The organism is Pseudomonas donghuensis, from assembly GCF_000696345.2.
Lineage (GTDB): Bacteria > Pseudomonadota > Gammaproteobacteria > Pseudomonadales > Pseudomonadaceae > Aquipseudomonas > Aquipseudomonas donghuensis.
Genome location: NZ_CP071706.1, coordinates 2904508 through 2930384, shown reverse-complemented (window position 1 = coordinate 2930384; position 25877 = coordinate 2904508). Strand labels below are relative to the sequence as shown.

The window sequence follows — 25877 nt, the reverse complement described above, 5'->3', positions numbered from 1 at the left end:
TGGTAGTAGCGCTTGTGGGGCAGTGCCAAATCATGCCCGGATTGGGAAGTTTTCCCGCTAAGACCGGGAGTTTTTCCGTATCGATCGCGCCCTTGGCGTTCCAGTCTATGCAGGCCAAAACCTTCATTGGGAACTCCAACCATGACAATAAGATCGTTACCCGCCGCGCTTTCTCCGCTGTCTGCCGCCGTGCACACCGTCCTCCTGCTGGGCAGCCTGGCCCTGACCCCGCATGCCCTGGCGAAACCGGTGAGCTGGGAAGACATCGCCGACGACCACAAGAGCACCAGCAACGTGCTGCAGTACGGCATGGGCACCAATGCCCAGCGCTGGAGCCCGCTGGCCCAGGTCAACGACCAGAACGTGTTCAAGCTGACTCCGGCTTGGTCGTACTCCTTTGGCGACGAGAAACAACGCGGCCAGGAGTCCCAGGCCATCGTCAATGACGGGGTGATCTACGTCACCGGCTCCTATTCGCGGGTATTTGCCCTCGATGCCAAGACCGGCAAGCGCCTGTGGACCTACAATCATCGCCTGCCGGACAACATTCGCCCGTGCTGCGACGTGGTCAACCGCGGTGCCGCCATCTATGGCGACAAGATCTACTTCGGCACCCTCGACGCCCAGGTCATTGCCCTGAACAAGGACACCGGCAAGGTGGTGTGGAAGAAGAAGTTCGGCGACCACAGCGCCGGCTACACCATGACCGGCGCCCCGACCCTGATCAAGGACCAGAAGAGCGGCAAGGTGCTGCTGATTCACGGCAGCTCCGGCGACGAGTTCGGCGTGGTCGGCCAACTGTACGCCCGCGACCCGGAAACCGGCGACGAGGTGTGGATGCGTCCCTTCGTCGAAGGCCACATGGGCCGCCTGAACGGCAAGGACAGCACCCCCACCGGCGACGTCAAGGCACCGTCCTGGCCGAACGACCCGAGCACCGAGTCCGGCAAGGTCGAGGCCTGGAGCCATGGCGGCGGCGCCCCGTGGCAGAGCGCAAGCTTCGATGCCGAGACCAACACCATCATTGTCGGCGCCGGCAACCCGGGCCCCTGGAACACCTGGGCGCGCACGTCCAAAGACGGCAACCCGCACGGCTACGACAGCCTTTACACCTCCGGCCAGGTCGGCGTCGACCCGAGCACCGGCGAGGTCAAGTGGTTCTACCAGCACACGCCCAATGACGCCTGGGACTTCTCCGGCAACAATGAACTGGTGCTGTTCGACTACAAGGACAAGGACGGCAAGCAGTACAAGGCCACCGCCCATGCCGACCGCAACGGCTTCTTCTACGTGGTCGACCGCACCAACGGCAAGCTGAAGAACGCCTTCCCGTTCGCCGACAACATCACCTGGGCCAGCCATATCGACCTCAAGACCGGCCGCCCGGTAGAAAACCCCGGCCAGCGCCCGGCCAAGCCCGAGCCAGGGCAGACCAAGGGCAAGCCGGTGGAAGTGTCGCCGCCGTTCCTCGGAGGCAAGAACTGGAACCCCATGGCCTACAGCCAGGACACCGGCCTGTTCTATGTGCCGTCGAACCAGTGGAAAGAGGAATACTGGACCGAGGAGGTCAACTACAAGAAGGGCTCGGCCTACCTGGGCATGGGTTTTCGCATCAAGCGCATGTACGAGGACCACGTCGGCTCGCTGCGCGCCATGGACCCGACCACCGGCAAGATGGTCTGGGAGCACAAGGAACGCCTGCCGCTGTGGGCCGGGGTACTGGCGACCAAGGGCAACCTGGTGTTCACCGGTACCGGTGACGGCTACTTCAAGGCCTTCAATGCCAAGACCGGGGAGGAGCTGTGGAAATTCCAGACCGGCAGCGGCATCGTCTCGCCGCCGATCACCTGGGAACAGGACGGTGAGCAATACATCGGCGTGACCGTCGGCTACGGCGGCGCGGTGCCGTTGTGGGGCGGCGACATGGCCGAGCTGACCAAGCCGGTGGCCCAGGGTGGCTCGTTCTGGGTGTTCAAGATCCCCGCCTGGGACACCAAGACGGCCCAGCGCTGATTTGACGCCCTCTCGCCGGCAAGGCCGGCTCCCACAGTGGATCGGTGCATACCAAACCCTGTGGGAGCTGGCTTGCCAGCGATTGCTATCGCCCAGCCCCAGGAGATCCCCATGAAATACCTCCCGCTACTGCTCACCCTGGCCTGCACCCCTGCCCTCGCCGACGACGACACGCCCTTGACCATCAACGGCTGCACCATCGCCCAGGAAAGCCAATGCCCCAATGCCAACCTGCGCAATGCCGACCTCAGCAACCAGGACCTGCGCAAGATGAACCTGGCCGGTGCCGACCTGCGCGGGGCGAACCTGCGCCATGCGCGCCTGGACCTGGCCAACCTGGAAAAAGCCCAATTGCAAGGCGCCAACCTCACCCGCGCGAGCCTGCAGCAAAGCAACCTGCGCCTGGCCGACCTGCGCGACGCCAAGCTGGTTGCGGTACAGGCCTGGGGCATGTTCGCCCAGGGCGCCAACTTCGAGAACGCCGACTTGAGCGCCGCCTACCTGGAATTCGCCCGCCTCTCCGGGGCCAAACTGCACCGCAGCAAGCTGCAGGCCGCCGACCTGGAAATGACCTGGTTGAGCAAGGCCGACCTCAAGGGCGCCAACCTTGCCGATGCCAACCTGCAAGAAGCCAAGTTCGGCGAAAGCAATCTGGAGCAGGCCGACCTGCGCGGCAGCCGCCAGCATTACGCCAACTTTCAGGACAGCAACATGGAAGGTTGCCAGGGTTGCCCGAAAACCTGGGACTAAGCGGCGATACGCAGCAGGCCCGCCTCAATCGCCAGGTGCACCATTTCGGCGTGTGAGGCGACCTGCAATTTGCTTTTGAGCAGGGTCAGGCAGTTGGATACGGTCTTGGCGCTGATGCACAACTGCTCGGCGATCAGCCGGGTCGGCATGCCCTTGGCCAGCATCAGGAAAATTTCGGTTTCGCGCAGGCTCAAGCCTTGCAGGCGCGTACTGCCCCCCTGGCAGGCCAGGTCGGTGGCCAGCGCCTGCTCGATGTAGGCATGCCCGGACAGCACCCGGCGTACCGCTTCAAGCAACACCGCAGGCCCCGCCGCCTTGGACAGAAAGCCACAGGCGCCCGCCGCCATGGCCTGACGTACCAGGCCAAGATCACTATGCTCGCTGAAAAACAGCACGCGCAGCTGCGGCCAGCGCTGGCGCAGGCGCCGGGTGGTTTCCAGGCCGCTGATGCCGGGCAGGCCGAAGTCCATCAGCACCAGCCCCGGCAACTGCTCGCCAACCTTGTGCAGGGCCTCTTCACCACTGGCCGCTTCGATGATCGGCATGCCGTCCAGGCCCTGTTGCAGCGTAGCGGCCAGCCCCAGGCGCAGCATGGGGTGATCGTCGACCAGCAAAATGGCCATGGCGTGGTGCTCCTGCAGTTTTATCCCATGCTAGAACGCACGCCTGGGCGCTCGACTACTACTTTGGTACTGTTTTACTTGTCGATGGTCGCATTCCCAAAGCGTTGCACCTGGCCTGTAATGAAGGGGTGCAGCACAACCACAACAATAAGGTGCAAAGCCATGTACAAGATTCTGATCGCCGACGACCACCCGTTGTTTCGCGAGGCCATCCACAATGTCATCAGCGATGGCTTTCCCGGCAGCGAGGTGATGGAAACCGCCGACCTCGACAGTGCCCTGGCGATCACCGGCGATCACGATGACCTCGACCTGATCCTGCTCGACCTGAACATGCCCGGCATGCACGGCCTGGGCGGGCTGATCAACCTGCGCAACGAGGCACCGACCATCCCGGTGGTGATCGTTTCGGCCGAACAGGACAAACAGGTGGTACTGCAGGCCATCACTTACGGCGCCGTCGGCTTTATCACCAAATCCTCGCCGCGCTCGCAGATGACCGAGGCCATCGAGCAGATCCTCAACGGCAACGTCTACCTGCCGCCAGACATCATCCGCACCCAGAAGAGCAGCCACCGGCGCAGCCAGGGCGAACACCAGGGCTTTGCCCCGGAACTGCTGCAGGCCCTGACCCGCAAGCAATTGCTGGTGCTCGAACGCATGACCAAGGGCGAGTCGAACAAGCAGATCGCCTACAACCTCGACATCGCCGAAACCACGGTCAAGGCTCACGTGTCGGCGATTCTGCGCAAGCTCAATGTGCACAACCGCGTGCAGGCGATCCTCAGTGCCGGCGACATCGACTTCACCGCCTACCTGCGGCGATAGCCCTGGCATATCGCATTCATGCAAATTAGCCATTGAAACCACGGTAACGCCTGAAGTAAGCTCGGGAACATCAACTGGAGAGTCACATGTCGCACACACCCCTCACTCACGCTTGCAGCACCGGTCGCTTGTCGCGCCCTGTGGCGGCTGTCGAGTGCGCGACGGCCTCACCGGCTCGATTTTATTTTGGGTATTGGTTTAGCCACAGGCGCCGCTGATACCCACACCGGCGCCCACACTCAAGGGGCCGCCGAACACGAGAATACTCAACCCCCGGTCGGCTCCCCGACCGGGGGTTTTGCGTTTCAGGCCCCCGGCAACTAGCGAATCACATTGAGGAACAGTACATGAACTACGTCACCTACCACCCTTACCCAAGCTTTAGCGCCTGGCGATTTAGCCAATCCCGTTCGGGCCAGCCTGCCGCCTCCGATCGGTCACTTGTTGGTGGCACGCACACACATGACGCCAATCCGGCCATCTGTCGAACACCTCGATAGGGCCGACAGCGCGGGCCAGACCCCGCCATCCGCCCAGGGAACCAGAACATGCAATCGTCCAACCTCGCTCTGCCGCTGTCCGAACCCACTGCTGCCAACAGCGCCGTCAGCCAACGCCTGCCGAGCCCGCTGCTGCTCAAGCAGCAAATGCCGCTTACCCCTGCCCTCACCGCCCAGGTCGAAGCCCATCGCCAGGCCGTACGTGCCATTCTCGATGGCGAAGATCAACGCCTGCTGGTGATCGTTGGCCCCTGCTCGCTCCATGACCCCCGTTCGGCCCGCGAATACGCCCAGCGCTTGGCGCGCCTGGCCATCGACGTCAGCGACCAGATGCTCCTGGTAATGCGCGCCTACGTCGAAAAGCCGCGCACCACCGTCGGCTGGAAAGGCCTGGCCTACGATCCGCACCTCGATGGCAGCGACGACATGCACGGCGGCATCGCCTTGTCCCGCGGCCTGATGCTGGCCATGCTCGAGCGCGGCCTGCCGGTTGCCACCGAGCTGCTGCACCCCATGGCCGCCGGTTACTTCGATGACCTGCTGAGCTGGGCGGCGATTGGCGCACGCACCACCGAATCGCAGATTCACCGCGAGATGGTCAGCGGCCTGGGCCTGCCGGTCGGCTTCAAGAACGGCACCGACGGCGGCGTTGGCATTGCCTGCGATGCGATCCGCAGCGCCGCGCACAGCCATCGGCATTTCGGCATGGACGTGCAAGGCTACCCGGCGATTGTCGAAACCCTGGGCAACCCTGACACCCACCTGGTGCTGCGCGGCGGCAACAAGGGCCCGAACTACGACCGCCAAAGCCTCGCCCTGGCCCGTCAGGGCCTGGCCAAGGCCGGTGTGTCGCCGCGGATCATGGTCGATTGCAGCCATGCCAACAGCGGCAAGGACCCATTGCGCCAACCGGCGGTGTTCAACGAAGTGCTCGAGCAGCGCCTGCAGGGCGACACCTCGCTGGTCGGCATGATGCTTGAAAGTCACTTGTTCGATGGCTGCCAGGCGCTGGGCGCGCAACCGCTCAAGTACGGTGTGTCGATTACCGATGGTTGCCTGGGCTGGGATTCGACCGAACGCTTGCTGCGTGAGGCGGCCGAGCGCTTGTGAGCCGCCCACAACGGTAGGAGCGGATTCATCCGCTCCCACTCCAGGCCGTCGGTGGTGCGGCGAAACCACATTTGCGTTAGGCTTGGGGTTTTACCCCAAGGAGCCACTCCCATGGCCAAAGCCACTGCCCGTCACATCCTGGTTGCCACCGAAGACAAGTGCAATGAACTGAAAGCCCAGATCGAAGCCGGCGCCGATTTCGCCGAGATCGCCAAGGCCAACTCCACCTGCCCGTCCAGCCGCCAGGGCGGTGACCTGGGCTCGTTCGGCCCGGGCCAGATGGTCAAGGAGTTCGATACCGTGGTGTTCAGCGCACCGGTCAACACCGTGCAAGGCCCGGTGAAGACCCAGTTCGGTTATCACCTGCTGGAAGTGACCAGCCGTCAGGACTGATCGCTGCTGTACAAACCGGCCCCCCCAGGGCCGGTTTGTTTGCCCAGGTGACCTGCTAAGCTTCAGCCACAGTCGTGGTTCAGGTGGTCAGGCGCATGCGAATTGCTCCCTTCCCCTTGCTGTTGTTGATCTTCGGCCTGGCCCTTGCCTGGTCGTGCGCTGCCACGTCAGCCCCTGGTCACGCCTTGACCGTCTATGATGAAGCGCCACGCTACCCGGCTGGCTTCCAGCACTTCAGCTACGCCAACCCCGACGCGCCCAAAGGCGGAAGCCTGCGCCGCTCGGCCATCGAGATCGGCCAGTTCGACCACCTCATTCCCTATATCGACAAGGGCATCGGCGTTGCCGAGGTCGATGGTTGGCTGTACTCGCCGCTGGCCGTGCGCTCGCAGGACGAGCCCTACACGGTGTATGGGCTGGTGGCGCAAAAGCTTGAGCGCGATCCCGACGGGTACTGGCTGCGCTTCTATCTTGACCCACGAGCGCGCTTTGCCGATGGCCAGCCGATCCGCGCCGAGGATGTGCGCTACACCTTCGAGCTGTTCATGCATGCGGGCAATCTCAGGTACCGTACCCAGTTCGCCGACGTTGATGGGGTCAAGGTAGAAAACCCGCGGCAGATCATCTTCCACTTCAAAAGCAACCAGAACCGTACCCTGGCCCTGGACCTGGCGACCTTGCCGGTACTGCCCGAACACTGGTGGAAAGACCGCGACTTTGCCAATGGCGCAGGCTTCGAAGCACCGCTGGGCAGCGGCCCGTACAAGGTCGGCCGGGTCGACAACGGCCGCAGCATCACCTTCGAGCGCGACAAAAGCTGGTGGGCCCGCGACCTGCCGGTCAACCGTGGCCGCTACAACTTCGACCAGTTGCGCATCGAGTACTTCGGCGACACCGAGGTGGCGCGTCAGGTGCTGCGCGGCGGCGGTTTCGATTACAACCGCGAGTTCTCCGCCACCGCCTATACCCTCGGCTACGCCAGCCCGGCGCTGGACGATGGCCGCCTGCAGCGCGCACACCTGGCCAAGGATGCACCGCAGACCGCCCAGGGTTTTGTCTTCAACCTGCAGCGGCCGGTGTTCAAGGACCGTCGGGTGCGTCAGGCGCTGGCCCTGCTGTGGGACTTCGAGTGGAGCAACCGGCAGATGATGCGCAACCTGTACATTCGCCAGCAGAGCTTTTTCGCCAACAGTGACCTGGCGGCGCGCAGCGTGCCCGATGTGCAGGAGCTCAAGTTGCTCGAACCGTTGCGCGGGCAGGTGCCCGACGAGGTCTTCAACCAGGTGTTCGAAGCGCCGCGCACCGACGGCTCGGGGCTGATTCGCGACAAGCAACTGCAAGCGCTGGCACTGCTCGAGGCGGCTGGCTGGAAACCCCAGGGCGATCAACTGGTCAACGCCCAGGGTGAACCGCTGACGTTCACCTTCCTCAATGGCCAGGCCGGTTTCGAACGCCTGCTGCTGCCGTGGAAGCGCAACCTGGCGCAGATCGGCATCACCCTGGAAATCCGCCGTATCGACGCCTCGCAGTACGTCAACCGCCTGATGGCCCGCGACTATGACCTGATCGTCAGCGGCTATCCGGTATCACCGTCGCCCGGGCTTGAGCTGTACAACTATTTTGGCTCGGCGGCGGCCAGCGACCCTGGCTCGAACAACTACATGGTCTTGCAGGACCCGGCCGTGGACCGTCTGCTCGACGGCCTGGTCAAGGCGGCGAGCAAGGCTGACATGCTGCGTCATGCCCATGCCCTGGACCGGGTGCTGAGCTGGAACTACTACTGGATTCCCAACTATTACCCACCTGGCTCATCCACCGTCTGGTGGAACCGCTTCGGCCTGCCCGAGGTGCAGCCGAGCTACGACGAAGGCCTGGACAGCTGGTGGGAAGTCAGCCCGACGCCGCTGACCAACGCACAGATGGCCGAGCGCCTGGGGAGCCCGCCGTGATCGGCTACATCCTGCGCCGTCTGCTGCTGATCATCCCGACCTTGTTGATCATCCTGCTGGTCAATTTCGTCATCGTCCAGGCCGCGCCGGGCGGCCCGGTCGAGCAGGCGGTTGCACGCCTGCAGGGGATCGGCGGCGGTGCGCCCGGGGCCAGCGCCGAAACCCTGCACACCAGCTCACGCGCCAGCCGCGGCCTGGACCCCAAACTGCTGGAAGACATCAAGCGCCAGTACGGCTTCGACAAGTCGGCGCCCGAGCGCTTATGGCTGATGCTCACGCAATACGCCCGGCTGGACTTCGGCGCCAGCTTCTTTCGCGGTGCCAAGGTCACCGATCTGATTCTGGAGAAGATGCCGGTGACCTTGTCGCTGGGCTTCTGGGCCACCCTGATCACCTACCTGGTGTCGATCCCCTTGGGGATTCGCAAGGCGGTGCGCCACGGCAGCGCCTTCGATGCCTGGAGCAGCAGCCTGATCGTCATCGGCTACGCCCTGCCCTCGTTCCTGTTCGCCCTGCTGCTGATCGTGCTGTTCGCTGGCGGCACTTCGCTGAACTGGTTTCCGGTGCGCGGGCTGGTCTCGGAAGACTTCGACCAGCTCAGCCTGCTGGGCAAGCTCGCCGACTACTTCTGGCACCTGGTGCTGCCGGTCGGCGCGCTGGTGATCGGCGGCTTTGCCACCCTGACCCTGCTGACCAAGAACGCCTTTCTCAACGAGATCACCCGCCAATACGTGATCACCGCACGGGCCAAGGGCCTGAGCGAGCAGCGAGTGCTGTACGGGCACGTGTTTCGCAATGCCATCCTGCTGGTGGTGGCCGGCATCCCCCAGGCCCTGATCAGCGTGTTCTTTGCCGGCTCCCTGCTGATCGAGGTGATCTTCTCCCTCGATGGCCTGGGGCGCATGAGCTACGAGGCGGCGGTGTCGCGGGATTATCCGGTGGTGTTCGGTTCACTGTTCATCTTCACCCTGTTTGGCCTGCTGGTACGGCTGATCGGTGACCTGTGCTACACCCTGGTCGACCCGCGTATCGATTTTGCCACGAGGGCACGCTGATGCTTCGCCTGTCGCCGGTTTCACTCAGGCGCCTGCAGCGTTTTCGGCGCAACCGTCGCGGCTGGATTTCGTTGTGGCTGTTCGGCCTGCTGTTGCTGGTGAGCCTGGGGGCCGAGCTGGTGGCCAACGACAAGCCGTTGCTGCTGGGTTATCAGGGGCAGCTGTATTTCCCGGCGTTCAAGCGCTATACCGAGCAACAGTTTGGCGGTCAGTTGCCGTTCCAGCCGGATTACCGCAGCCAGTACGTACGCCAACTGATCGAGGGCCAGAAGGGCTGGATGCTGTTTGCACCGGTGCCCTTTAGCGCCGATACGCCGAACTACGATTTGCTGGTACCCACGCCCAGCCCCCCGTCCACGGTCAATTGGCTGGGTACCGACGACCAGGCCCGGGATGTGCTGGCGCGAGTACTGTATGGCACCCGGGTGTCGATTCTGTTTGCCCTGGCGCTGACCGCCATCAGCACGCTGATCGGCATCGCCGCCGGCGCCTTGCAGGGCTATCACGGCGGTTGGGTCGACCTGATCGGCCAGCGCCTGCTGGAGGTCTGGTCGGGCCTGCCGGTGTTGTACCTGCTGATCATCCTCAGCGGTTTTGTCGAGCCGAACTTCTGGTGGCTGCTGGGGATCATGGCGCTGTTTTCCTGGCTGGCGCTGGTGGATGTGGTGCGCGCCGAGTTCCTCCGTGGGCGCAACCTCGAGTACGTGCTGGCCGCCCGCGCCCTGGGCCTGCCGGACCGCGGGGTGATCCTGCGGCACATTTTTCCCAACGCCATGAATGCCACCCTGACCTACCTGCCGTTCATTCTCACCGGTGCCATCACCACCCTCACCGCCCTGGATTTTCTCGGCTTCGGCATGCCCGCCGGCAGCGCTTCGCTGGGCGAGCTGGTCACCCAGGGCAAACAGCACCTGCAGGCCCCCTGGCTGGGCTTTACCGCGTTTTTTGCCCTGGCGCTGATCCTGTCGCTGCTGGTGTTCATTGGCGATGCCTTGCGCGAAGCCTTCGATCCACGGGCATAATCGCAGCTTTACCTCCGGCGGAGCGGCGCATGCAGGACAGTGACAGCCTCAAGGACTACCAGCAGGTGCGCCTGTTGGCGATTCGTTCGCTGTTCGAGATCATCGAGCAGTCCAGCGAAGGCACGATCATCGTCGACCGTGATGCGCGCATCGTCTGGATGAACGAGCGCTATGCCCGGCGCTTTGGCCTGGACGACGCCAGCAGTGCGATCGGCCAACCGTGCGAGAGTGTCATCCCCGGCAGCTTGATGCGCGAGGTGGTGAGCAACGGTCGGCCGATCCTGCTGGACATGCTCGACACCCCGAAAGAGCCGCTGGTGGTGATGCGCCTGCCGGTGCACGACAGCAGCGGCAAGCTGATCGGTGCCATCGGTTTTGCCCTGTTCGACGAATTGCGCAGCCTTTCGCCGCTGCTCAAGCGCTACGCCAGCATGCAGCAGGAGCTGGCCTCGACCCGCTCGTTGCTGCGCGCCCGCCAGGCCAAGTACAGCTTTGCCCAGTTCATCGGCACCAGCGCCGCCAGCCTTGAGGTCAAGCGCCGCGCCCGGCGTGGCGCCAGCAGTGATTCGCCGGTGTTGCTACTGGGTGAAACCGGCACCGGCAAAGAGCTGCTGGCCCATGCCATCCACGCGGCCTCGGCGCGGGCGCACAAAGCGTTTGTCAGCATCAACAGCGCGGCAATCCCCGAGACCCTGCTTGAAGCCGAATTTTTCGGCACCGCCCCGGGCGCCTTTACCGGCGCCGAGCGCAAGGGCCGCCCGGGCAAGTTGCAGATTGCCGAGGGCGGCACGCTGTTTCTCGACGAGATCGGCGACATGCCCTTGCCACTGCAGAGCAAACTGCTGCGCGTGTTGCAGGAGAAGGAGTACGAGCCGGTCGGTTCCAACCAGATGATCCACAGCGATGTGCGGATCATTGCCGCGACGTCCACCGACCTGCAGGCGGCGATGGCCCGTGGCGAGTTTCGTGCCGACCTGTACTACCGGCTCAATGTGCTGCCGATCCAGGTGCCGCCGTTGCGTGAGCGGCTGGACGACCTGCCGGCCTTGAGCGAGGCGATTCTTGAAGAACTGGGCAGCCAGCACGAACTGGAGGACCCGGCCCAGGCACTGCTGGCCCGGCATGCCTGGCCGGGCAATATCCGCGAGCTGCGCAATGTGCTGGAGCGGGCGACCTTGCTGGCGGATCAGCCGCGCTTGAGCGTGGGTGATGTACAGGCGGCGTTGGGCGACCTGGCGCCGCTGCAGGTCCAGCTGCCACAGCTGAGCTACAAGCAGGCCTGTGCCGATTTTGAGCGCCAGCTGCTGGAAAACACCCTGGCGCGCTGTGCCGGGAATGTGCCGGAGGCCGCGCGGCAGCTGGGGTTGGGGCGCTCGACGTTGTACAAGAAGTTGCTGGCGCTGGGCATAAAATCTCATTAAATAGAATTGTGTCTCCATATAGAGACTAACACCTCTCCCCATGGGAGCCGGCCTTGCCGGCGATGCAAGGCGCAGCCTTGCCAGGTTTTGGGCTGCTTTGCAGCCCATCGCCGGCAAGGCCGGCTCCCACAAGACCTGTCTCTATACAGAGACATACTTATTGAAACCCATTCAGAAATTAAATTTATACGTTTAAATTCAATAACTTATAAAAATGGCACGATTCCCGCTATCTCCTTCGCACCAACAAAAACAAGATGCACCCAAGGAGACACTCGATGAGTGTGATCATCGCCCTGGCAGCCCTGGCGCTGCTGATGCTGGCTGCCTACCGTGGTTATAGCGTTATCCTCTTCGCCCCCATTGCCGCCCTTGGCGCGGTGCTGTTGACCGACCCTGCGGCGGTCGCCCCGGCCTTTACCGGGGTGTTCATGGAAAAGATGGTCGGCTTTATCAAACTGTACTTTCCGGTGTTCCTGCTGGGCGCCGTGTTCGGCAAGCTGATCGAGCTGTCGGGCTTCTCGCGCTCGATCGTCGCCGCCGCGATCCGCCTGCTCGGCACCCGCCAGGCCATGCTGGTGATCGTGCTGGTCTGCGCGCTGCTCACCTACGGCGGCGTGTCGCTGTTCGTGGTGGTGTTTGCGGTGTACCCGTTTGCTGCCGAAATGTTCCGCCAGAGCAACATTCCCAAACGCCTGATCCCGGCGACCATCGCCCTGGGCGCGTTTTCCTTCACCATGGACGCCCTGCCCGGCACCCCGCAGATCCAGAACATCATCCCCAGCACCTTCTTCAACACCACCGCCTGGGCCGCGCCCTGGCTGGGCCTGATCGGCACCCTGTTCGTGTTCTGCACCGGCATGCTGTACCTGCAGCACCAGCGCAACAAGGCCCAGCGCACCGGTGAAGGCTATGGTTCGGCGCTACGCAACGAGCCGGAAACCGCCGCCGACCTGAAGCTGCCCAACCCATTGCTGGCGCTGTCGCCGCTGCTGTTGGTGGGGGTGATGAACCTGCTGTTCACCCACTGGATTCCGGCCTGGTACGGCAAGACCCATACCTTGAGCCTGGCGGGCATGAGCACGCCGGTGCAGACCGACATCGCCAAGCTCACGGCGATCTGGGCGGTGGAGGCGGCCTTGCTGCTGGGTATCCTGCTGGTGCTGGTGACAGGCTTTGGCGCGATCAGAAGCCGTCTGGCCGAAGGCAGCAGAAGCGCGGTCAGCGGCGCCTTGCTGGCAGCGATGAACACCGCCTCGGAATACGGCTTCGGTGCCGTCATCGCTTCACTGCCGGGTTTTCTCGTGCTCGCCGACGCCCTGCGCGCGATCCCCAACCCACTGGTTAACGAGGCGATTACCGTCACCCTGCTGGCCGGTATCACGGGTTCCGCCTCCGGCGGCATGAGCATTGCCCTGGCGGCGATGTCCGACAGCTTCATCGCCGCCGCCAATGCCGCCAACATTCCCCTTGAAGTGCTGCACCGGGTCGCGGCCATGGCCAGCGGCGGCATGGACACCCTGCCGCACAACGGTGCGGTGATCACCCTGCTGGCCGTCACCGGCCTGACCCACCGCGAAGCCTACAAGGATATTTTCGGCATTACCCTGATCAAGACCCTGGCGGTGTTCGTGGTGATTGCTACGTTCTATGCCACCGGTATCGTCTAAGGAGCACCCTATGCGTCTCAACGGCAAGACAGCAGTAGTCACCGGATCGACCAGCGGCATCGGCCTGGGCATTGCCCAGGCATTGGCCAAGGCCGGCGCCAACCTGATCCTCAACGGCTTTGGCGATGCCAGCGCGGCCATCGCCGAAGTGGCCCGCTTCGGTACCCGGGTCGGTCATCACCCGGCGGACCTTGGCGACGTTAAACAGCTCGAAGCGCTGTTCGCCTATGCCGAGCGCGAGTTCGGCGGCGTCGATATTCTCGTCAACAATGCCGGCATCCAGCATGTGGCGGCGGTTGAAGACTTCCCGGTGGAGCGCTGGGATTCGATCATCGCCGTCAACCTCTCGGCCGTGTTCCATGGCACCCGCCTGGTGCTGCCGGGCATGCGCGCGCGCAACTGGGGGCGGATCGTCAACATCGCGTCGGTGCACGGCCAGGTCGGCTCCACCGGCAAGGCCGCCTATGTCGCCGCCAAACACGGGGTGGTGGGCCTGACCAAGGTGGTGGGGCTGGAAACCGCCACCAGCAATGTCACCTGCAACGCCATCTGCCCGGGCTGGGTACTCACCCCGCTGGTGCAGAAACAGATCGATGACCGCGCCGCCAACGGTGTTGATCCGCAGCGGGCCCAGCATGATCTGCTGGCCGAGAAGCAGCCGTCGTTGGCCTTCGTCACTCCCGAACACCTGGGTGAGCTGGTATTGTTCCTCTGTAGCGAGGCTGGCAGTCAGGTTCGTGGCGCTGCCTGGAACATCGATGGCGGCTGGCTGGCCCAGTGAGGGGCAGCCTCAACACCTGGCTGCCGCATCGTCTTTTTTACCTGCAAGGAGGCCTTATGCGCCCACTCTCCCTCACCGCGTTGTTCACCCTGACCCTGGCTGCCGCTACTTCGCTACAGGCCGCCAGCCTCAAGGATGTTGCGCCCTACCCCGAGGCCGAAAAAGGCTTTACCCGCCAGGTGATCCAACTGCCAAAGCAGGCTGACGAGTCGGCCTACAAACTCGAAGTGCTGGCTGGCAAGCAACTGGAAGTCGACTGCAACCGTCAGCACCTGGGCGGTAACCTGGAAGAACAGACCCTGCAAGGCTGGGGCTACAACTACTACCGCCTGGAAAAAGTCTCGGGCCCGGCCTCGACCCTGATGGCCTGCCCTGACGGCAAGAAAAAACAGGCTTTCGTGCCCGTGGTCGGCGATGGCTTCCTGCTGCGTTACAACAGCAAGCTGCCGGTGGTGGTGTATGTGCCGGAAGGCGTTGAAGTGCGTTACCGCGTCTGGTCGGCTTCGAACAAAGTGAAAAAAGCTACAGTGGAATAAGGCACTGCTGATCGCTGGCAATGCCGGCGATGGGGTGCGCAGCAGCCCTGGCCAACCGCAAAAAGGAACGCCCATGAACGAAGTGCTCTGGCGCCCGAGCAAGGCGCGTATTCAGGCCAGTCGGATGGATGCCTTTCGCCGGCAGGTCAATCAGCAGTTTGGCCTGGCGCTGCGCAATTACGCCGACCTGCACCGCTGGAGCATCGAACAGCGTGCCGCGTTCTGGCAAACCCTTGCCGACTATTTCCAGGTGCGCTGGCAGCAGCCGGCCACTCAGGTGCTCGACGAAGGCCCGCAGATGCCCGATGCGCGCTGGTTCGCTGGCGCCACCCTGAACTTCGCCGAACACCTGCTACGGCGCCGCGACAACCATCCGGCGTTGATCGTGGTGCGCGAAGACGGCGAGCGACGGGTTATCAGCCATGGCGAACTGGCCGAACAGGTGGCCGGCCTGCAGCGCAGCTTCCAGGCCGCCGGCATCGGCGTCGGCGACCGGGTTGCCGCCTGCATGCCCAACACCTGGCAAACCCTGGTGGCGATGCTGGCCTGCACCAGCCTCGGCGCTATCTGGTCATGTTCTTCGCCGGAGTTCGGCACACACGGCATCATCGACCGCTTCGGCCAGATCGAGCCAAAGCTGTTGATCGTCTGTGCCGGTTACCCGTACGCCGGCAAACAGATCGACCAGGTCGACAAGATCAACCAGGTACTGGCACAACTGCCAAGCCTGCAACACCTGCTGGTGGTGCCTTACACCCGCACGCACACCGCCAGCGACGAATTCATCTGCCAGGCCCGGGTCAGCCTCTGGGACGATTTCTACCAACCCGGCGGCGAACCGCAGTTCACCCCGCTGGCGTTCAATCACCCGCTGTACATCCTCTATTCCAGCGGCACCACCGGCGTGCCCAAGTGCATCGTCCACGGCGCCGGCGGCGTATTGCTGCAGCACCTCAAGGAGCACGGCCTGCACAATGACCTGGGCTCGGACGACGTACTGTTCTACTACACCACCTGCGGCTGGATGATGTGGAACTGGCTGGCCAGCGGCCTGGCCGTGGGGGCCACCCTGGTGCTGTACGACGGCTCGCCTTTTCATCCGGGCCCCGAACGCCTGCTCGACCTGATCGACAGCGAGCGCATCAGCGCATTCGGCACCAGCGCCAAGTACCTGGCAGCCCTGGAGCAAGCCGACCTGCGCCCGCGCCTGAGCCATTCACTGGACTCGCTGAAATTGCTGCTGTCGACCGGCTCGCCGTTGTCGCCGGAAAGCTTCGACTACGTCTACCGCGAATTCAAGCGCGACCTGTGCCTGGCATCGATGTCGGGCGGTACCGATATCGTCTCCTGCTTCGTCATCGGCAACCCGCTGCTGCCGGTGCGCCGCGGCGAGATCCAGTGCAAGGGCCTGGGCATGGCCGTTGAGGTCTGGGATGACGATGGCCATGCGCTGATCGGTGAAAAAGGCGAGCTGGTCTGCACCCGGCACTTTCCGGCCATGCCCCTGGGCTTCTGGAATGACCCGCAGGGCGAGCGCTTCCAGGCGGCCTACTTCAGCCAGTTCCCCGGGGTCTGGGCCCAGGGTGATTACGCCGAGGAACGGGCCGAGGGCGGCATGCTGATCCACGGTCGCTCGGACGCGGTGCTCAACCCCGGCGGCGTGCGTATCGGCACGGCGGAAATCTACCGCCAGGTCGAGAAGGTGCATGAGGTGGTCGAAAGCGTCGCCATCGGCCAGCGCTGGCAGCATGATGTGCGGGTGGTGCTGTTCGTGCGCCTGCGCGACGGCCTGCAGCTGGACGACGCCTTGCAGGCGCGAATCCGCCAGGTGATCCGCAGCAACACCACGCCTCGGCATGTGCCGGCGGTGATCGCCGCGGTGACGGATATCCCGCGCACCATCAGCGGCAAGATCGTCGAGCTTGCGATTCGCAACGTGGTGCACGGGGAGCCGGTGAAAAATACCGACGCCCTGGCCAACCCCGAGGCCCTCGAGCAATTTCGCGACCGCCCGGAGTTGCGCAATCAGGCATAATGCGCGGTTTTAGCGCTTTACGAAGGTACGTTGAGATGAAAGCACAGGCCCGGCATATTCTGGTCAAGACCGCCGAAGAAGCCGAACAGCTCAAGCAGCGCATCGCCAAGGGCGAGGCGTTCGATGTGCTGGCCAAGAAATACTCCACCTGCCCGTCAGGCAAACGCGGCGGCGACCTGGGTGAAGTGCGCCCGGGGCAGATGGTCGGCGCCATCGACCAGGTGATTTTCAAAAAGCCGCTGCGCACCGTGCACGGCCCGATCAAGAGTAAATTCGGCTATCACCTGGTGCAGGTGTTCTACCGCGATTAAAGGCTGTCGCGGCGCCGCTGCGAGCGCAGGTTGCGCTGATCCTCCAGATCATTGCGCAGGCCGACGATCAGGTTGGAAATCGCCCGGCTGCTGGTCAGTTGCTCGGTGCTGATGCCGGTGACCAGCAGGTCGACCCGCTCGCAGCTGCGGTCGAACACCCGTACGGTCAGCGAACGGTCGGCCGCCAGGGTGCACTGGCAGCGGGTGGGTAAAAAACTGCTTTCTATGATGTTGCGCAACTCCAGGGTCGAGAGCATCGGTACGTCTCCTTGGCAGGTGGCGGACAGCGGTTCCTGTTGCCCGATCCAGCTCCAAGCCTAGGTCATATTCCTCAATTGAATCAGACCCTTTCACTATAAGCAGCGCAGGCTTTGGCCGGCCTCCGGGCAGTGGAAGCAAGTGGCCACCTAGCATTTTTGTCAGTTGTCGATATTTCTGATTGCTCTATACATCAGGGCACGACCCTCCAGTGCTCGCAGGAAAGCTGGAGCCGCAGTGGTCAATGCCCTGTATGGAAATGGAGCCCGCCTGATGCGCACCTCGCTTATCGTGGTACTCAGCGCCCTGCCTTTCACTGCCATTGCCCAGAACGTGGTGGTCGGGCCCGGCGATACCCTCGGCGCCGTGCTACAGACGCCGTTTATCGATGACTTCCTGATGACCGGCGGCACGCTGCAGTCCCTGGCCCAGGGCGATGCCCGCGATACATTCAACATGTCGGCGGGACGGATCATCGGTGCCTTCGAAGACGGTGACGTGGCGTACTTCTCCGGTGGCAGCATCGGCCGGGTCGACATGAAGCTGGACAACAACATTTTCAGCATGTCCGGCGGCACCATCGTCGGCAACCTGGTCACCGGCTTTGGCAACGACCAGATCTTCCTCAATGCCGGTACTATCGGCGGCAATATCAGCACCAGTGGCGGAACCGATGTTTTCGTGATTACCGGCGGTACGCTGCAAGGCAACCTGCTGGCCAGTTTCGGCAATGACTCGCTCAAATGGCAGGGCGGCGTTATTCGCGGCACTGTCGACATGGGCGGTGACGATGACGTGGCAGTGCTCAAAGACCTCGCCAGCCCGGTGCTGAACATCACCGTCAACGGCGGTGCCGGCGTCGACAGCCTGACCTTCGATAACAGCCAGCCGGTGGGTGGTGATCGCTATATCAACTGGGAAAGCGTCAACCTGATTAACGCCAGTGTGTTCAAGCTGGACAATAACCTGACCCTGGGCGATGCCAGCGCCGTTACCGCGCCCACCCGCCTGAACATCGACCCCAGCAGCTCGCTGGTCTCGCGCTCCGGGACGATCAGCCCCTTCACCGCCGGCCAGCCGCTGACTGTCAACAACAGCGGGCTTGTCGACCTCAGCAGTGGCGGCGACGCCCAAGGGCGGCTGACCATCAACGGCAGCTACGTAGGCAACGGCGGTACCCTGAAGCTCAACAGCGTACTGGCCGGCGACGGTGCAGCGTCCGATCGCCTGGTAGTCAGCCGGGGCACGATCTCCGGCAGCACCAACCTGCAGATCAGCAACTTCGCCGGTGCCGGTGCGGTGACCCGCCAGAACGGCATCCAAGTGGTTGAAGCAATCAACGGAGCGACCAGCAGCAACACGGCCTTCGTCCAGACCCAGACCTTGTCGGCCGGCGCTTTTGACTATCGTCTGTTCAAAGGCGGGGTGACTGCTGATAGCGTCAATAGCTGGTACTTGCGCTCCACGGTGATTGCCCCGGTACCACTGCCTGGGCCGCAGCCTGAGACGCCGGACCCGGTTACGCCTGTAGACCCGGTTGATCCTGTGGTCGCGATACCGCCCCCCACCCCGGGCCCAGCCCCCGGCCAGCCTGACTTGCCACCACCGGCGCCCGGCGTGAGTATCCCCCTGTACCGGCCGGAAGTTGCTGTTTACGCCGCCGCGCCACGGGCTGCGGCGTTGATTGCGCGCTCGGCGCTGGGCACCTTTCATCAACGCCAGGGCGACCAGAGCCTGCTGAGCGAAAACGGCGCGGTATCGGCCAGTTGGGGGCAAGCCTACGGCAACAGTTTCCATCAAAGCTGGTCGGGCACTGTCAGCCCCAGCCTGGATGGCAGCCTGTACGGCTTCAAGGTCGGCCAGGACCTGTGGGCCTGGCTCAACGATGACGGCCTGCGCCAGCATGTTGGCCTGTATGTCGGTCACAGCCGCTTGAACGGCGATGTAAAGGGCTTCGCCCTGGGCGTCGAGGACAGCAAGGTCGGCGACCTGAAACTCGACAGCGACAGCGTCGGCGCCTACTGGACCCTGATCGGCGCGCAGCAGTGGTATGTCGATGCCGTGCTGCAATACTCGGACCTCGACGGCCGGGCGAAATCCGATCGAGGCGACAAGCTCGACCTCAACGGCCACGCCTGGAGCGCGTCGCTGGAAACCGGCTACCCGATTGCCCTGTCGTCGCAATGGTTCCTGGAGCCCCAGGCACAGATCATCGCTCAGAGTGTCTCGCTGGACAGCGCCGAAGACAGCGTTGCCCATGTCAGCTACGACGCCCAGACCGAGTTGACCGGGCGCCTCGGCGTACGCCTGGAAGGCAACTTCAAATCAGGCGCAGTGCCGTTGCTGCCCTACCTGCAAGTCAATATCTGGCACGGTGACGGTGGTCGCGACACCCTGACCTTCGATGACCTTGACCAGATCAAGACCGACTACCGCTACACCTCGATGGACATCGGTACCGGCCTGGTCGCGCAGATCAACCGGAACTTCAGCGTGCATGCCGGTATCGACTACGCCAGCAACCTCGATGCCCACCAACAGGAGCGCGTCGGCGCCAACCTCGGGATACGCCTGAGCTACTAAGCCCGCCGTGCTGCCAGCAAGCCGACCCCGGCGCAGCCGAGCAGCGTGGCACTGACCCGATTGAACAGCCGCCGCGGGCCGGGCTGGTTGAACCAGCGCTGCAGGTAGGCGCCCAGCCAGCCGTAAATGGCAATGGCCAGCCATTCCAGCAACAGGAACATCCCGCCCAGCCAGGCGAACTGCTCGGCCACCGGCAACGGGCTGCCGACGCTGATGAACTGCGGCAAAAAAGCGGTGAAGATCAGAATCGCCTTGGGGTTGCCGGCCGCCACCCAGAACTCCTGGCGCGCCAGGCGCAGCGTACCGCGGCGACGCTCACTGAGCACGGCAGCCTCGGCCACTGGCGCCCGCCACAGCTGCCAGGCGATGTAGAACAGGTAGGCGGCCCCCAGCACCTTGATCACCAGGAACAGGTATTCGCTGGTGTGCAGCACCGCTGCCAGGCCCATGGCCGCCAGCACGATCATCCCGGCAAAGGCGAACAACCGGCCAATCCCCGCCACACAGGCCGTTCGCAGGCCATACCGGCTGGCATTGTTCAGCGACAACAGGTTGTTCGGCCCGGGGGCCATGTTCAGGGCAAAGCAGGCCGGGATGAACAGGGCCAGGGTGGTCAGGTCCATGGAGGCGCTCCGGTGGCGAAAAACCCAAGGTTCCCCTCGGCGCTGTACCCGCGTCAAGGTACAGCTGGGCGACAAAACTGTGCAGCCCTTGGCGGGCCGTGCAGTGATAGACTTCTGGCCACGTTTTCATCGGCCCCTGCACATGCCTCAGCCAACTGACGCCGCCCGTACAGCGTTCTGGCGCGACCCGGCCTTGCCCTATGTCGAAAGCCGCCGCGCCTGCGACAGCCGTGCCTGCTACAAGGCGCACAGCCATCCAACGTTCTCCATGGGTGCGGTCGATCAGGGCTGCAGTGTGTTCAGCGGTGCGAGCAAAGCGCAAACACGCCTTCACCCTGGCACCCTGGTGTTCGTTCCGGCGCACTGCGTGCATGCCTGCAACCCCGAACCCGGGCTGAGCTGGAGTTACCAGATGATCCATCTGGACGCCGCCTGGCTGCAGACCTTGCGCCTGGAATCGGCACTGCTGGCGCAGGTAGAGGGAACGCCGGCGCACGTCACGCGCAACCGGTCGACCTACGCCAGTTTTACCCGGCTCAACGATCTGTTGTTCTCTGCGGCCAGTACCCATGAGAAAGAAGCCGCCTTGATCGCGTTCATTGGCGATCACCACAACCCGCCAACCCAGACCTTGTCGCAGCCACCGCAACGCCTTGAGCGCAACCTTGAAACGTTGCTCCAACGGCTTGCACAGGACGACGCCGGCAGCCTGTCGCTGGGCGAGCTGGCGGACAGCGTCGGCCTAGGCCGTTATCAACTGATCCGCGCGTTCCGTGCCGCGACCGGCTTTACCCCTCATGCCTGGCAGTTGAACCAGCGCATCAACCGCGCGCGCCAGTGGTTGCGCAAGGGCCAGGACATGGCTGACATCGCCTATCGCCTGGGCTTTGCCGACCAGAGCCACTTCCAGCGCGTGTTCAAGGCCCACACCGGCGTAACGCCTGGGCTGTACCGCGGCTGACCCCGCAATTTTGTTCAATACAGGCTCCTTGCACGGCACCGACAATCAGCCCCCCTATCGCTGAAGAAGTCCGTCATTCATGGAGCAGTTTCTGATCGTGGCGGCAGCGCATTTTCTTGCCCTGCTGTCGCCTGGCCCTGATTTTTTCCTGGTTGCCCGTACGTCGATGAGCGCCGGCTGGCTCAAGGCGACCGGCGCCTGCCTGGGTATCGCCCTGGCCAACGGCGTGTTCATTGTTGCCGCCTTCAGCGGGGTCTCGGCGCTGCACCCGGACAGCGCGCTGTTCGTCGCCCTCCAGCTGGCCGGCTGCGCCTACCTGCTGTACATCGGTGTGCTGTTCATTCGCCATGCCGGCGCAAGTTCGCTGCCCCAGGTCAGCGTTCGGGCCAATGCCTTGAACAGTCCCTGGCTTCAGGGCCTGTTGATGGGCTTTCTGTCTGCAATCCTCAACCCAAAGAACGCCCTGTTCTATGTCAGCCTGGCCAGCATGGTCAGTGGTAGCCAGACCAGCGCAGGCTGGAAACTGACGTACGCAGTGTGGATGTTCAGTGCGGTGTTGCTGTGGGACATGCTGGTGGCCGCAGCCATCGGCAATCTGCACGTGCGCCGGCGCTTTGCGCGACTGCTGCCATGGCTTGAACGGGTTTCGGGCGCGGTGCTGATACTGTTGGCGCTGGGGGTGCTCACTCACCTGGCCTGGCGTTGAGCAGGCTCAGGCTGCCCAGGTCGAGCAGGCTGAACTGGCCGCTGGCCCAGCCGCCGGTGTCGATATGCCAGATGTTGCCCAGCACCCGCACCTCGCGCTGCGGGGTATGCCCGACGATCAACGCTCGCAGCCCCTCGACGGGCGTAGCATCGCCGCTGTACAAGCGCTGGCGCGACCATTGGCAAACCTCCTGGACCTCGCTCGGTGGCGTACTGGCCAGCAGCTCACGCAACTGCGCCCAGTGGCGAAACGGACAATCGGCATGCAACAGGCCGATCAGACCGTCCGCGGTTTCTACCTCCAGCGCCAGCGGCAGGCGCCGAAAGCGCTGGGCAAACCGCGCCTGTTCATCGGCGCTCAGGGCCAGGAACCAGCCGCCGCCAGCGGCGCGGTACTGGCCATAGTCGAGCATACCGCCGTCGACATGGGTGACCGCCAGGGCTTCATGGTTGCCTTGCACGGCATGGAACCAGGGTTTGTCCAGCCAATCCAGCGCCTGCGGGCACTCCGGGCCACGGTCGACCAGGTCGCCAACGCTGAACAGGCGATCTACCGCCGGATCGAAGCCTATCGCCGTCAGCCGCTCCTGCAGGCGCGAAAAATGCCCGTGGATGTCCCCCACGGCAATGTCCCGCCCATGCCGGTTGGCTGTAAATCGTTCGATCCTGCGCACTGCCGACTCCTCTGCTTTCAATCATCACAGGCGTACAATGAAGCCTGTGCAGCGAACTGCGCAAGGCTGCACCCGGAGGTGAATCATGCGCCCTGCCCTGACCCTGGCCACGCTCAGCCTGCTGGCATTCAACAGCCTGGCGCAAACGCCGGCCAGCCCCAACGTCGAAGTCACCTTCGACAAACCCGAGCACTTTCGCGACGCCAGCCTCGACAGCAACGGCTACCATCGCGGTGCCGACGCCTATGTGATGAAGGAACTGAGCGCCTACCTGGTCAAGCTCGGCCAGCGCTACCTGCCCGCCGGTCAACGCCTGCGCATCGACATCCGCAATATCGACCTGGCCGGCCAGTACGAACCGTGGCGGGCCAATGCTTACTCGGTACGGATCATGCGTGACGTTACCTGGCCCAGTATCGACCTGCACTATGCCTTGTCGCAACAAGGCCAGACCGTAAGCCAGGCTGATGCGCACCTGACGGACAAGTTTTACCTGCAACGCCCGGGGCGGCGCGCCGACACCGACCGCCTGTATGCCGAGAAAGCCATGCTTCAGGAGTGGTTTGGCAAGCAGTTCAGCGTACAACGGCAGACCTCGGCCCAGCCCTAGCGGCGAACCGAGCCCATGCCTGAGAGTCGAAGTCTTTAACAGGCTTGCCATCAACGGTGGCGAGGAGTATCCCATGGTCACCCACTACAGGACCGCCGGCCACCTGGCCTGCGGTCGCCACGGTAAAAACCTGATCGCCACCAGCGAGCTCAATCGGGTCAAATGCCGCAGCTGCCGCAACACCGAGGCGTTCAAGGCCGCACGCAAGGACCAGCGCAATGCCGCGCGGCGCGCGCGCAGGGCCAACACTCACCCCACCGGCAACGACTGGCGCAGCGCCTGGATCGAGCGCCTGAGCGCCCTGCCCGGCCGCCAGCGTTTGCCGCGCGGATTTTACGGCCAGGGCTTCGTATGAGCCCAGGCCTTTATCTGACGTTGATCAGGCGCTTGAGCGCATTCGGCGCGATGAATCGGTGAAATGGCGCGACCGGCAGCATGTACAAACGCCCGAGACGATTGTGGGTGTGCACCACCGTGGACACCACAATCTCGCGACGGTTGTCGGCGCCCAAGGGTAAGCGCAGCAGCGAGATATACACGTCCAGGTGCTTGTCGCGGTCGACCAACAGTACTTCATCCGGGCTATTGCTGATCAGGGTGAAAATACCGACCCGTTCATTGACCTGGTAAGACGCCTCGTCGCGCTGAAGGTCGATTCTCGACAAGCGCCCCAGGTCTTTCAGGCCAAACAGCTGCACCGCGCGATTGCGCAGCACCATCAGGTTGTCGATCCAGCGGGGCATGCTGCTCATCAGCAACAGAAAATGGCCGAGCGCCGAGCGTTCGGCGTTGATCACCGGCGCTCGGTGCGCATCGACGAAATCGGCACCGGCCAATTGCACATGGATCTGCGCACTGCCCGGTACCGCACAGCGTGTGATGAGGGTGTTCATCTGCAGGTTTCCTTACGAGCAGGGACGGACGCCGAGGTCTTCAAAGAAGCGCAGCAAGTAACCATCCGGGTCCTGGATGAGGAAGTTGCGCTGGCCTACTTGCTTTGCTTCGCTGCGGTACCAGTGGTCTTCCACCCCGCGGCGCAAGGGATAGCCTGCGGCCTCGAACGCACCGGCCAGCGCATTGGCATTTTCACACAGGATCTGCAGGTTCAGGCCACGCCCGAACGGCGCCTGCAGCGGGCCGACGCGCCATGGCGACTCGCTGTGCCAGTCCTGTTCGAGCATGATCTGGCTGTGGCCAAGCGAGAGGAATGCAAAGTTGTCCTCCGTGCGCTGGTACTCCACGGAAAAACCGCCCGTGGCGCAATAAAACCCCAGGCTGCGCTGCAGGTCGGTGACGATCAGTTCCGGCACCAGTGCGTTCATCTTGAACATAGGGATATCCATACAGGGTAACGACTGATCTCGCCTCGGTGCTCGCAACTGAGCACGTGGTCACCGTCAGGTCGATGACCGGCACATTCTTGCCATTGCAAGCTGGCAAGGCGCCGAGTCTACAACAGGGCGGCAACTTACTTGTAGAAAATATCCAGGGTCGCACCGGCGTTGAACTCGCCAAAGCTCGGCGTCGCGGTCATCCACTTCAGGCGCGCGAGGAAGTTGTGCGAGTTGGTGGTCGACGTGGTTTTTGGCGTCAACACGAATTCTTTCTTGAACAGCAAGGCGCGCTGGTCATCTTCGTTGATCAGGCTGATCCCCACCGATTTGTTATCGGTCGGGATCAGGGTGTCCTGGCTGCTGGACAGTGTACCTGTCAGCGGCTCCAGGTAACCGCCCAGCCCATAGGCGGCATTGCAGGTGCGCTGTTCGGTGATGGTGAACGGTACGTCCTTGATCGTCGCGCCGACTTTGGCGCCAGAGGTGCGGATCGCACCGAAATTGATCACGCTTGGCTGGATGTTGATCGACGATTCACACGGCAGGTAGCGGAACTTGTTCAGGCCCTTGACAGTGACGTTGTAACTCACCCCTGGGCGCACCCCGCCAACGCCGTCGAACTGGAACGCCCGGTAGTCACTCAGTGAGGTAATCGGCCCCTCCTTGTTATCACCGGCAGGCGACTTCTTCACGAAAAACAGCGAGTAAGTCATGGCCTTGCTTTCTTTTTGCCAGCCGCAGTTGTCGTTGGCCGGACAGCCGTTCACCCACCATCCGATATTGAGCTTGCCGCCGGTAAGCGAAGAATAGAGATAGTCCTTGCCTTCATAGGTGACACCGATTTCGATGTCCTTGCCCAGGTCCACCCGGTTCGGGTTCATGTAGAAGTAAATGTTCTCGCCGGGGCTACCCGGAATGTCCACCCAGCACTGGACATTGATGCGTTGCGTCGGTTGCCGCCAGAGGACCGTGCCGGCGGGCAATGAATTGGGAATGGCGGTGGTATCGGTAATGGTTGTGGTGTCATTGATCAGCCCCGAACTGGTCTGCTGGCATTTCAATGCATAGCTGTGGGGGATGCTCAGGAAGAACAGAAAACCGACAAAGAACAGCTTCTTGGTAAACATGACAA

At 63.3% G+C, this 25877-nt stretch carries 26 protein-coding genes; 19 read left to right on the top strand and 7 right to left on the bottom strand.

The window, feature by feature from the left end; all coding sequences use genetic code 11:
* The first annotated feature begins 141 nt into the window (after positions 1–141).
* Together exaA and BV82_RS13865 are read left to right on the top strand one after the other, a co-directional pair.
* Complete coding sequence (gene exaA, locus BV82_RS13870; protein WP_036995662.1) at positions 142–2013, top strand: quinoprotein ethanol dehydrogenase; 1872 nt, start codon at positions 142–144, stop codon at positions 2011–2013.
* Between the two features lie 111 nt (positions 2014–2124).
* Positions 2125–2763, top strand: coding sequence for a pentapeptide repeat-containing protein (locus BV82_RS13865; protein ID WP_010226524.1), 639 nt, complete (start codon positions 2125–2127; stop codon positions 2761–2763).
* Here the strand turns inward: BV82_RS13865 and BV82_RS13860 are convergent.
* Positions 2760–3386 (bottom strand): response regulator transcription factor, encoded by a 627-nt coding sequence (locus BV82_RS13860; protein WP_010226522.1) that lies wholly within the window; start codon positions 3384–3386, stop codon positions 2760–2762. The two genes, BV82_RS13865 and BV82_RS13860, sit on opposite strands and share 4 nt — an antisense overlap.
* 162 nt (positions 3387–3548) lie before the next feature.
* On the opposite strand from BV82_RS13860, the gene BV82_RS13855 reads away from it, so the two are divergent.
* The 12 genes from BV82_RS13855 (at position 3549) to BV82_RS13800 (ending at position 16997) form a co-directional block, all read left to right on the top strand.
* Positions 3549–4214 (top strand): response regulator transcription factor, encoded by a 666-nt coding sequence (locus BV82_RS13855; protein WP_010226520.1) that lies wholly within the window; start codon positions 3549–3551, stop codon positions 4212–4214.
* A 548-nt stretch (positions 4215–4762) separates the two neighbouring features.
* Positions 4763–5824 (top strand): 3-deoxy-7-phosphoheptulonate synthase, encoded by a 1062-nt coding sequence (locus BV82_RS13850; protein WP_036995664.1) that lies wholly within the window; start codon positions 4763–4765, stop codon positions 5822–5824.
* Positions 5825–5935: 111 nt separating this feature from the next.
* Positions 5936–6217, top strand: coding sequence for a peptidylprolyl isomerase (locus tag BV82_RS13845; protein WP_010226518.1), 282 nt, complete (start codon positions 5936–5938; stop codon positions 6215–6217).
* A gap of 95 nt (positions 6218–6312) precedes the next feature.
* Entirely contained in the window at positions 6313–8166 is a 1854-nt protein-coding gene (locus tag BV82_RS13840) for an extracellular solute-binding protein (protein ID WP_036995666.1), read from the top strand.
* Entirely contained in the window at positions 8163–9221 is a 1059-nt protein-coding gene (locus tag BV82_RS13835; RefSeq protein ID WP_010226516.1) for a microcin C ABC transporter permease YejB, read from the top strand. The genes BV82_RS13840 and BV82_RS13835 overlap by 4 nt, the downstream gene beginning before the upstream one ends.
* Positions 9221–10243, top strand: coding sequence for an ABC transporter permease (locus BV82_RS13830; protein ID WP_036995668.1), 1023 nt, complete (start codon positions 9221–9223; stop codon positions 10241–10243). Before BV82_RS13835 ends, BV82_RS13830 begins: the two co-directional genes overlap by 1 nt.
* 29 nt (positions 10244–10272) lie before the next feature.
* Complete coding sequence (locus BV82_RS13825) at positions 10273–11664, top strand: sigma-54 interaction domain-containing protein (RefSeq protein WP_010226514.1); 1392 nt, start codon at positions 10273–10275, stop codon at positions 11662–11664.
* A 278-nt stretch (positions 11665–11942) separates the two neighbouring features.
* Entirely contained in the window at positions 11943–13334 is a 1392-nt protein-coding gene (locus BV82_RS13820; RefSeq protein WP_036995669.1) for a GntP family permease, read from the top strand.
* A 10-nt stretch (positions 13335–13344) separates the two neighbouring features.
* Entirely contained in the window at positions 13345–14115 is a 771-nt protein-coding gene (gene hbdH, locus BV82_RS13815; RefSeq protein ID WP_036995670.1) for a 3-hydroxybutyrate dehydrogenase, read from the top strand.
* 56 nt (positions 14116–14171) lie between these two features.
* Positions 14172–14651: a serine protease inhibitor ecotin gene (gene eco, locus BV82_RS13810; protein WP_010226508.1), complete on the top strand. Its 480-nt coding sequence runs from the start codon at positions 14172–14174 to the stop codon at positions 14649–14651.
* 73 nt (positions 14652–14724) lie between these two features.
* A complete protein-coding gene (locus BV82_RS13805) occupies positions 14725–16686 on the top strand; it encodes an acetoacetate--CoA ligase (RefSeq protein WP_036995671.1) in 1962 nt (653 codons plus the stop codon).
* Between the two features lie 35 nt (positions 16687–16721).
* The gene (locus BV82_RS13800) at positions 16722–16997 is read left to right on the top strand and encodes a peptidylprolyl isomerase (RefSeq protein ID WP_007932676.1); all 276 of its coding nucleotides are present in this window, start codon (positions 16722–16724) and stop codon (positions 16995–16997) included.
* Here BV82_RS13800 and BV82_RS13795 read toward each other — a convergent pair.
* Positions 16994–17254 carry a DUF1652 domain-containing protein gene (locus BV82_RS13795; RefSeq protein WP_036995672.1) on the bottom strand — a complete coding sequence of 87 codons (261 nt, stop codon included), beginning with the start codon at positions 17252–17254 and terminating at the stop codon, positions 16994–16996. The genes BV82_RS13800 and BV82_RS13795 overlap by 4 nt on opposite strands.
* 274 nt (positions 17255–17528) lie before the next feature.
* On the opposite strand from BV82_RS13795, the gene BV82_RS13790 reads away from it, so the two are divergent.
* Positions 17529–19838: an autotransporter family protein gene (locus BV82_RS13790; RefSeq protein ID WP_036995673.1), complete on the top strand. Its 2310-nt coding sequence runs from the start codon at positions 17529–17531 to the stop codon at positions 19836–19838.
* Here the strand turns inward: BV82_RS13790 and BV82_RS13785 are convergent.
* Positions 19835–20461 (bottom strand): LysE family translocator, encoded by a 627-nt coding sequence (locus BV82_RS13785; RefSeq protein ID WP_036995674.1) that lies wholly within the window; start codon positions 20459–20461, stop codon positions 19835–19837. The genes BV82_RS13790 and BV82_RS13785 overlap by 4 nt on opposite strands.
* A 142-nt stretch (positions 20462–20603) precedes the next feature.
* On the opposite strand from BV82_RS13785, the gene BV82_RS13780 reads away from it, so the two are divergent.
* Positions 20604–21422: an AraC family transcriptional regulator gene (locus BV82_RS13780; protein ID WP_036995675.1), complete on the top strand. Its 819-nt coding sequence runs from the start codon at positions 20604–20606 to the stop codon at positions 21420–21422.
* A 79-nt stretch (positions 21423–21501) separates the two neighbouring features.
* Positions 21502–22128 (top strand): LysE family translocator, encoded by a 627-nt coding sequence (locus BV82_RS13775; RefSeq protein WP_036995677.1) that lies wholly within the window; start codon positions 21502–21504, stop codon positions 22126–22128.
* On the opposite strand, the gene BV82_RS13770 is transcribed toward BV82_RS13775, so the two are convergent.
* Positions 22106–22801, bottom strand: coding sequence for a metallophosphoesterase (locus BV82_RS13770; RefSeq protein WP_010226490.1), 696 nt, complete (start codon positions 22799–22801; stop codon positions 22106–22108). The two genes, BV82_RS13775 and BV82_RS13770, sit on opposite strands and share 23 nt — an antisense overlap.
* 85 nt (positions 22802–22886) lie before the next feature.
* Here BV82_RS13770 and BV82_RS13765 point away from each other — a divergent pair, with 85 nt between their 5' ends.
* A complete protein-coding gene (locus BV82_RS13765) occupies positions 22887–23411 on the top strand; it encodes a DUF3016 domain-containing protein (RefSeq protein ID WP_010226488.1) in 525 nt (174 codons plus the stop codon).
* A gap of 73 nt (positions 23412–23484) precedes the next feature.
* Positions 23485–23766, top strand: coding sequence for a hypothetical protein (locus BV82_RS13760; RefSeq protein ID WP_010226486.1), 282 nt, complete (start codon positions 23485–23487; stop codon positions 23764–23766).
* Positions 23767–23776: 10 nt separating this feature from the next.
* On the opposite strand, the gene BV82_RS13755 is transcribed toward BV82_RS13760, so the two are convergent.
* From BV82_RS13755 to BV82_RS13745, 3 genes are all read right to left on the bottom strand, one after another.
* Entirely contained in the window at positions 23777–24304 is a 528-nt protein-coding gene (locus BV82_RS13755; RefSeq protein ID WP_036995678.1) for a DUF2867 domain-containing protein, read from the bottom strand.
* A 12-nt stretch (positions 24305–24316) separates the two neighbouring features.
* Entirely contained in the window at positions 24317–24742 is a 426-nt protein-coding gene (locus BV82_RS13750; protein ID WP_010226483.1) for a bleomycin resistance protein, read from the bottom strand.
* A gap of 137 nt (positions 24743–24879) precedes the next feature.
* On the bottom strand, positions 24880–25872 hold the full coding sequence (locus BV82_RS13745) for a fimbrial protein (protein ID WP_036995679.1): 993 nt from the start codon (positions 25870–25872) through the stop codon (positions 24880–24882).
* Between the last annotated feature and the right edge of the window lie 5 nt (positions 25873–25877).

Coding starts and splice junctions, on each gene's coding strand:
- exaA (WP_036995662.1), top strand. CDS start 142: ATGACAATAAGATCGTTACCCGCCGCGCTTTCTCCGCTGTCTGCCGCC.
- BV82_RS13865 (WP_010226524.1), top strand. CDS start 2,125: ATGAAATACCTCCCGCTACTGCTCACCCTGGCCTGCACCCCTGCCCTC.
- BV82_RS13860 (WP_010226522.1), bottom strand. CDS start 3,386: ATGGCCATTTTGCTGGTCGACGATCACCCCATGCTGCGCCTGGGGCTG.
- BV82_RS13855 (WP_010226520.1), top strand. CDS start 3,549: ATGTACAAGATTCTGATCGCCGACGACCACCCGTTGTTTCGCGAGGCC.
- BV82_RS13850 (WP_036995664.1), top strand. CDS start 4,763: ATGCAATCGTCCAACCTCGCTCTGCCGCTGTCCGAACCCACTGCTGCC.
- BV82_RS13845 (WP_010226518.1), top strand. CDS start 5,936: ATGGCCAAAGCCACTGCCCGTCACATCCTGGTTGCCACCGAAGACAAG.
- BV82_RS13840 (WP_036995666.1), top strand. CDS start 6,313: ATGCGAATTGCTCCCTTCCCCTTGCTGTTGTTGATCTTCGGCCTGGCC.
- BV82_RS13830 (WP_036995668.1), top strand. CDS start 9,221: ATGCTTCGCCTGTCGCCGGTTTCACTCAGGCGCCTGCAGCGTTTTCGG.
- BV82_RS13825 (WP_010226514.1), top strand. CDS start 10,273: ATGCAGGACAGTGACAGCCTCAAGGACTACCAGCAGGTGCGCCTGTTG.
- BV82_RS13820 (WP_036995669.1), top strand. CDS start 11,943: ATGAGTGTGATCATCGCCCTGGCAGCCCTGGCGCTGCTGATGCTGGCT.
- hbdH (WP_036995670.1), top strand. CDS start 13,345: ATGCGTCTCAACGGCAAGACAGCAGTAGTCACCGGATCGACCAGCGGC.
- eco (WP_010226508.1), top strand. CDS start 14,172: ATGCGCCCACTCTCCCTCACCGCGTTGTTCACCCTGACCCTGGCTGCC.
- BV82_RS13805 (WP_036995671.1), top strand. CDS start 14,725: ATGAACGAAGTGCTCTGGCGCCCGAGCAAGGCGCGTATTCAGGCCAGT.
- BV82_RS13800 (WP_007932676.1), top strand. CDS start 16,722: ATGAAAGCACAGGCCCGGCATATTCTGGTCAAGACCGCCGAAGAAGCC.
- BV82_RS13795 (WP_036995672.1), bottom strand. CDS start 17,254: ATGCTCTCGACCCTGGAGTTGCGCAACATCATAGAAAGCAGTTTTTTA.
- BV82_RS13790 (WP_036995673.1), top strand. CDS start 17,529: ATGCGCACCTCGCTTATCGTGGTACTCAGCGCCCTGCCTTTCACTGCC.
- BV82_RS13785 (WP_036995674.1), bottom strand. CDS start 20,461: ATGGACCTGACCACCCTGGCCCTGTTCATCCCGGCCTGCTTTGCCCTG.
- BV82_RS13780 (WP_036995675.1), top strand. CDS start 20,604: ATGCCTCAGCCAACTGACGCCGCCCGTACAGCGTTCTGGCGCGACCCG.
- BV82_RS13775 (WP_036995677.1), top strand. CDS start 21,502: ATGGAGCAGTTTCTGATCGTGGCGGCAGCGCATTTTCTTGCCCTGCTG.
- BV82_RS13765 (WP_010226488.1), top strand. CDS start 22,887: ATGCGCCCTGCCCTGACCCTGGCCACGCTCAGCCTGCTGGCATTCAAC.
- BV82_RS13760 (WP_010226486.1), top strand. CDS start 23,485: ATGGTCACCCACTACAGGACCGCCGGCCACCTGGCCTGCGGTCGCCAC.
- BV82_RS13755 (WP_036995678.1), bottom strand. CDS start 24,304: ATGAACACCCTCATCACACGCTGTGCGGTACCGGGCAGTGCGCAGATC.
- BV82_RS13750 (WP_010226483.1), bottom strand. CDS start 24,742: ATGTTCAAGATGAACGCACTGGTGCCGGAACTGATCGTCACCGACCTG.
- BV82_RS13745 (WP_036995679.1), bottom strand. CDS start 25,872: ATGTTTACCAAGAAGCTGTTCTTTGTCGGTTTTCTGTTCTTCCTGAGC.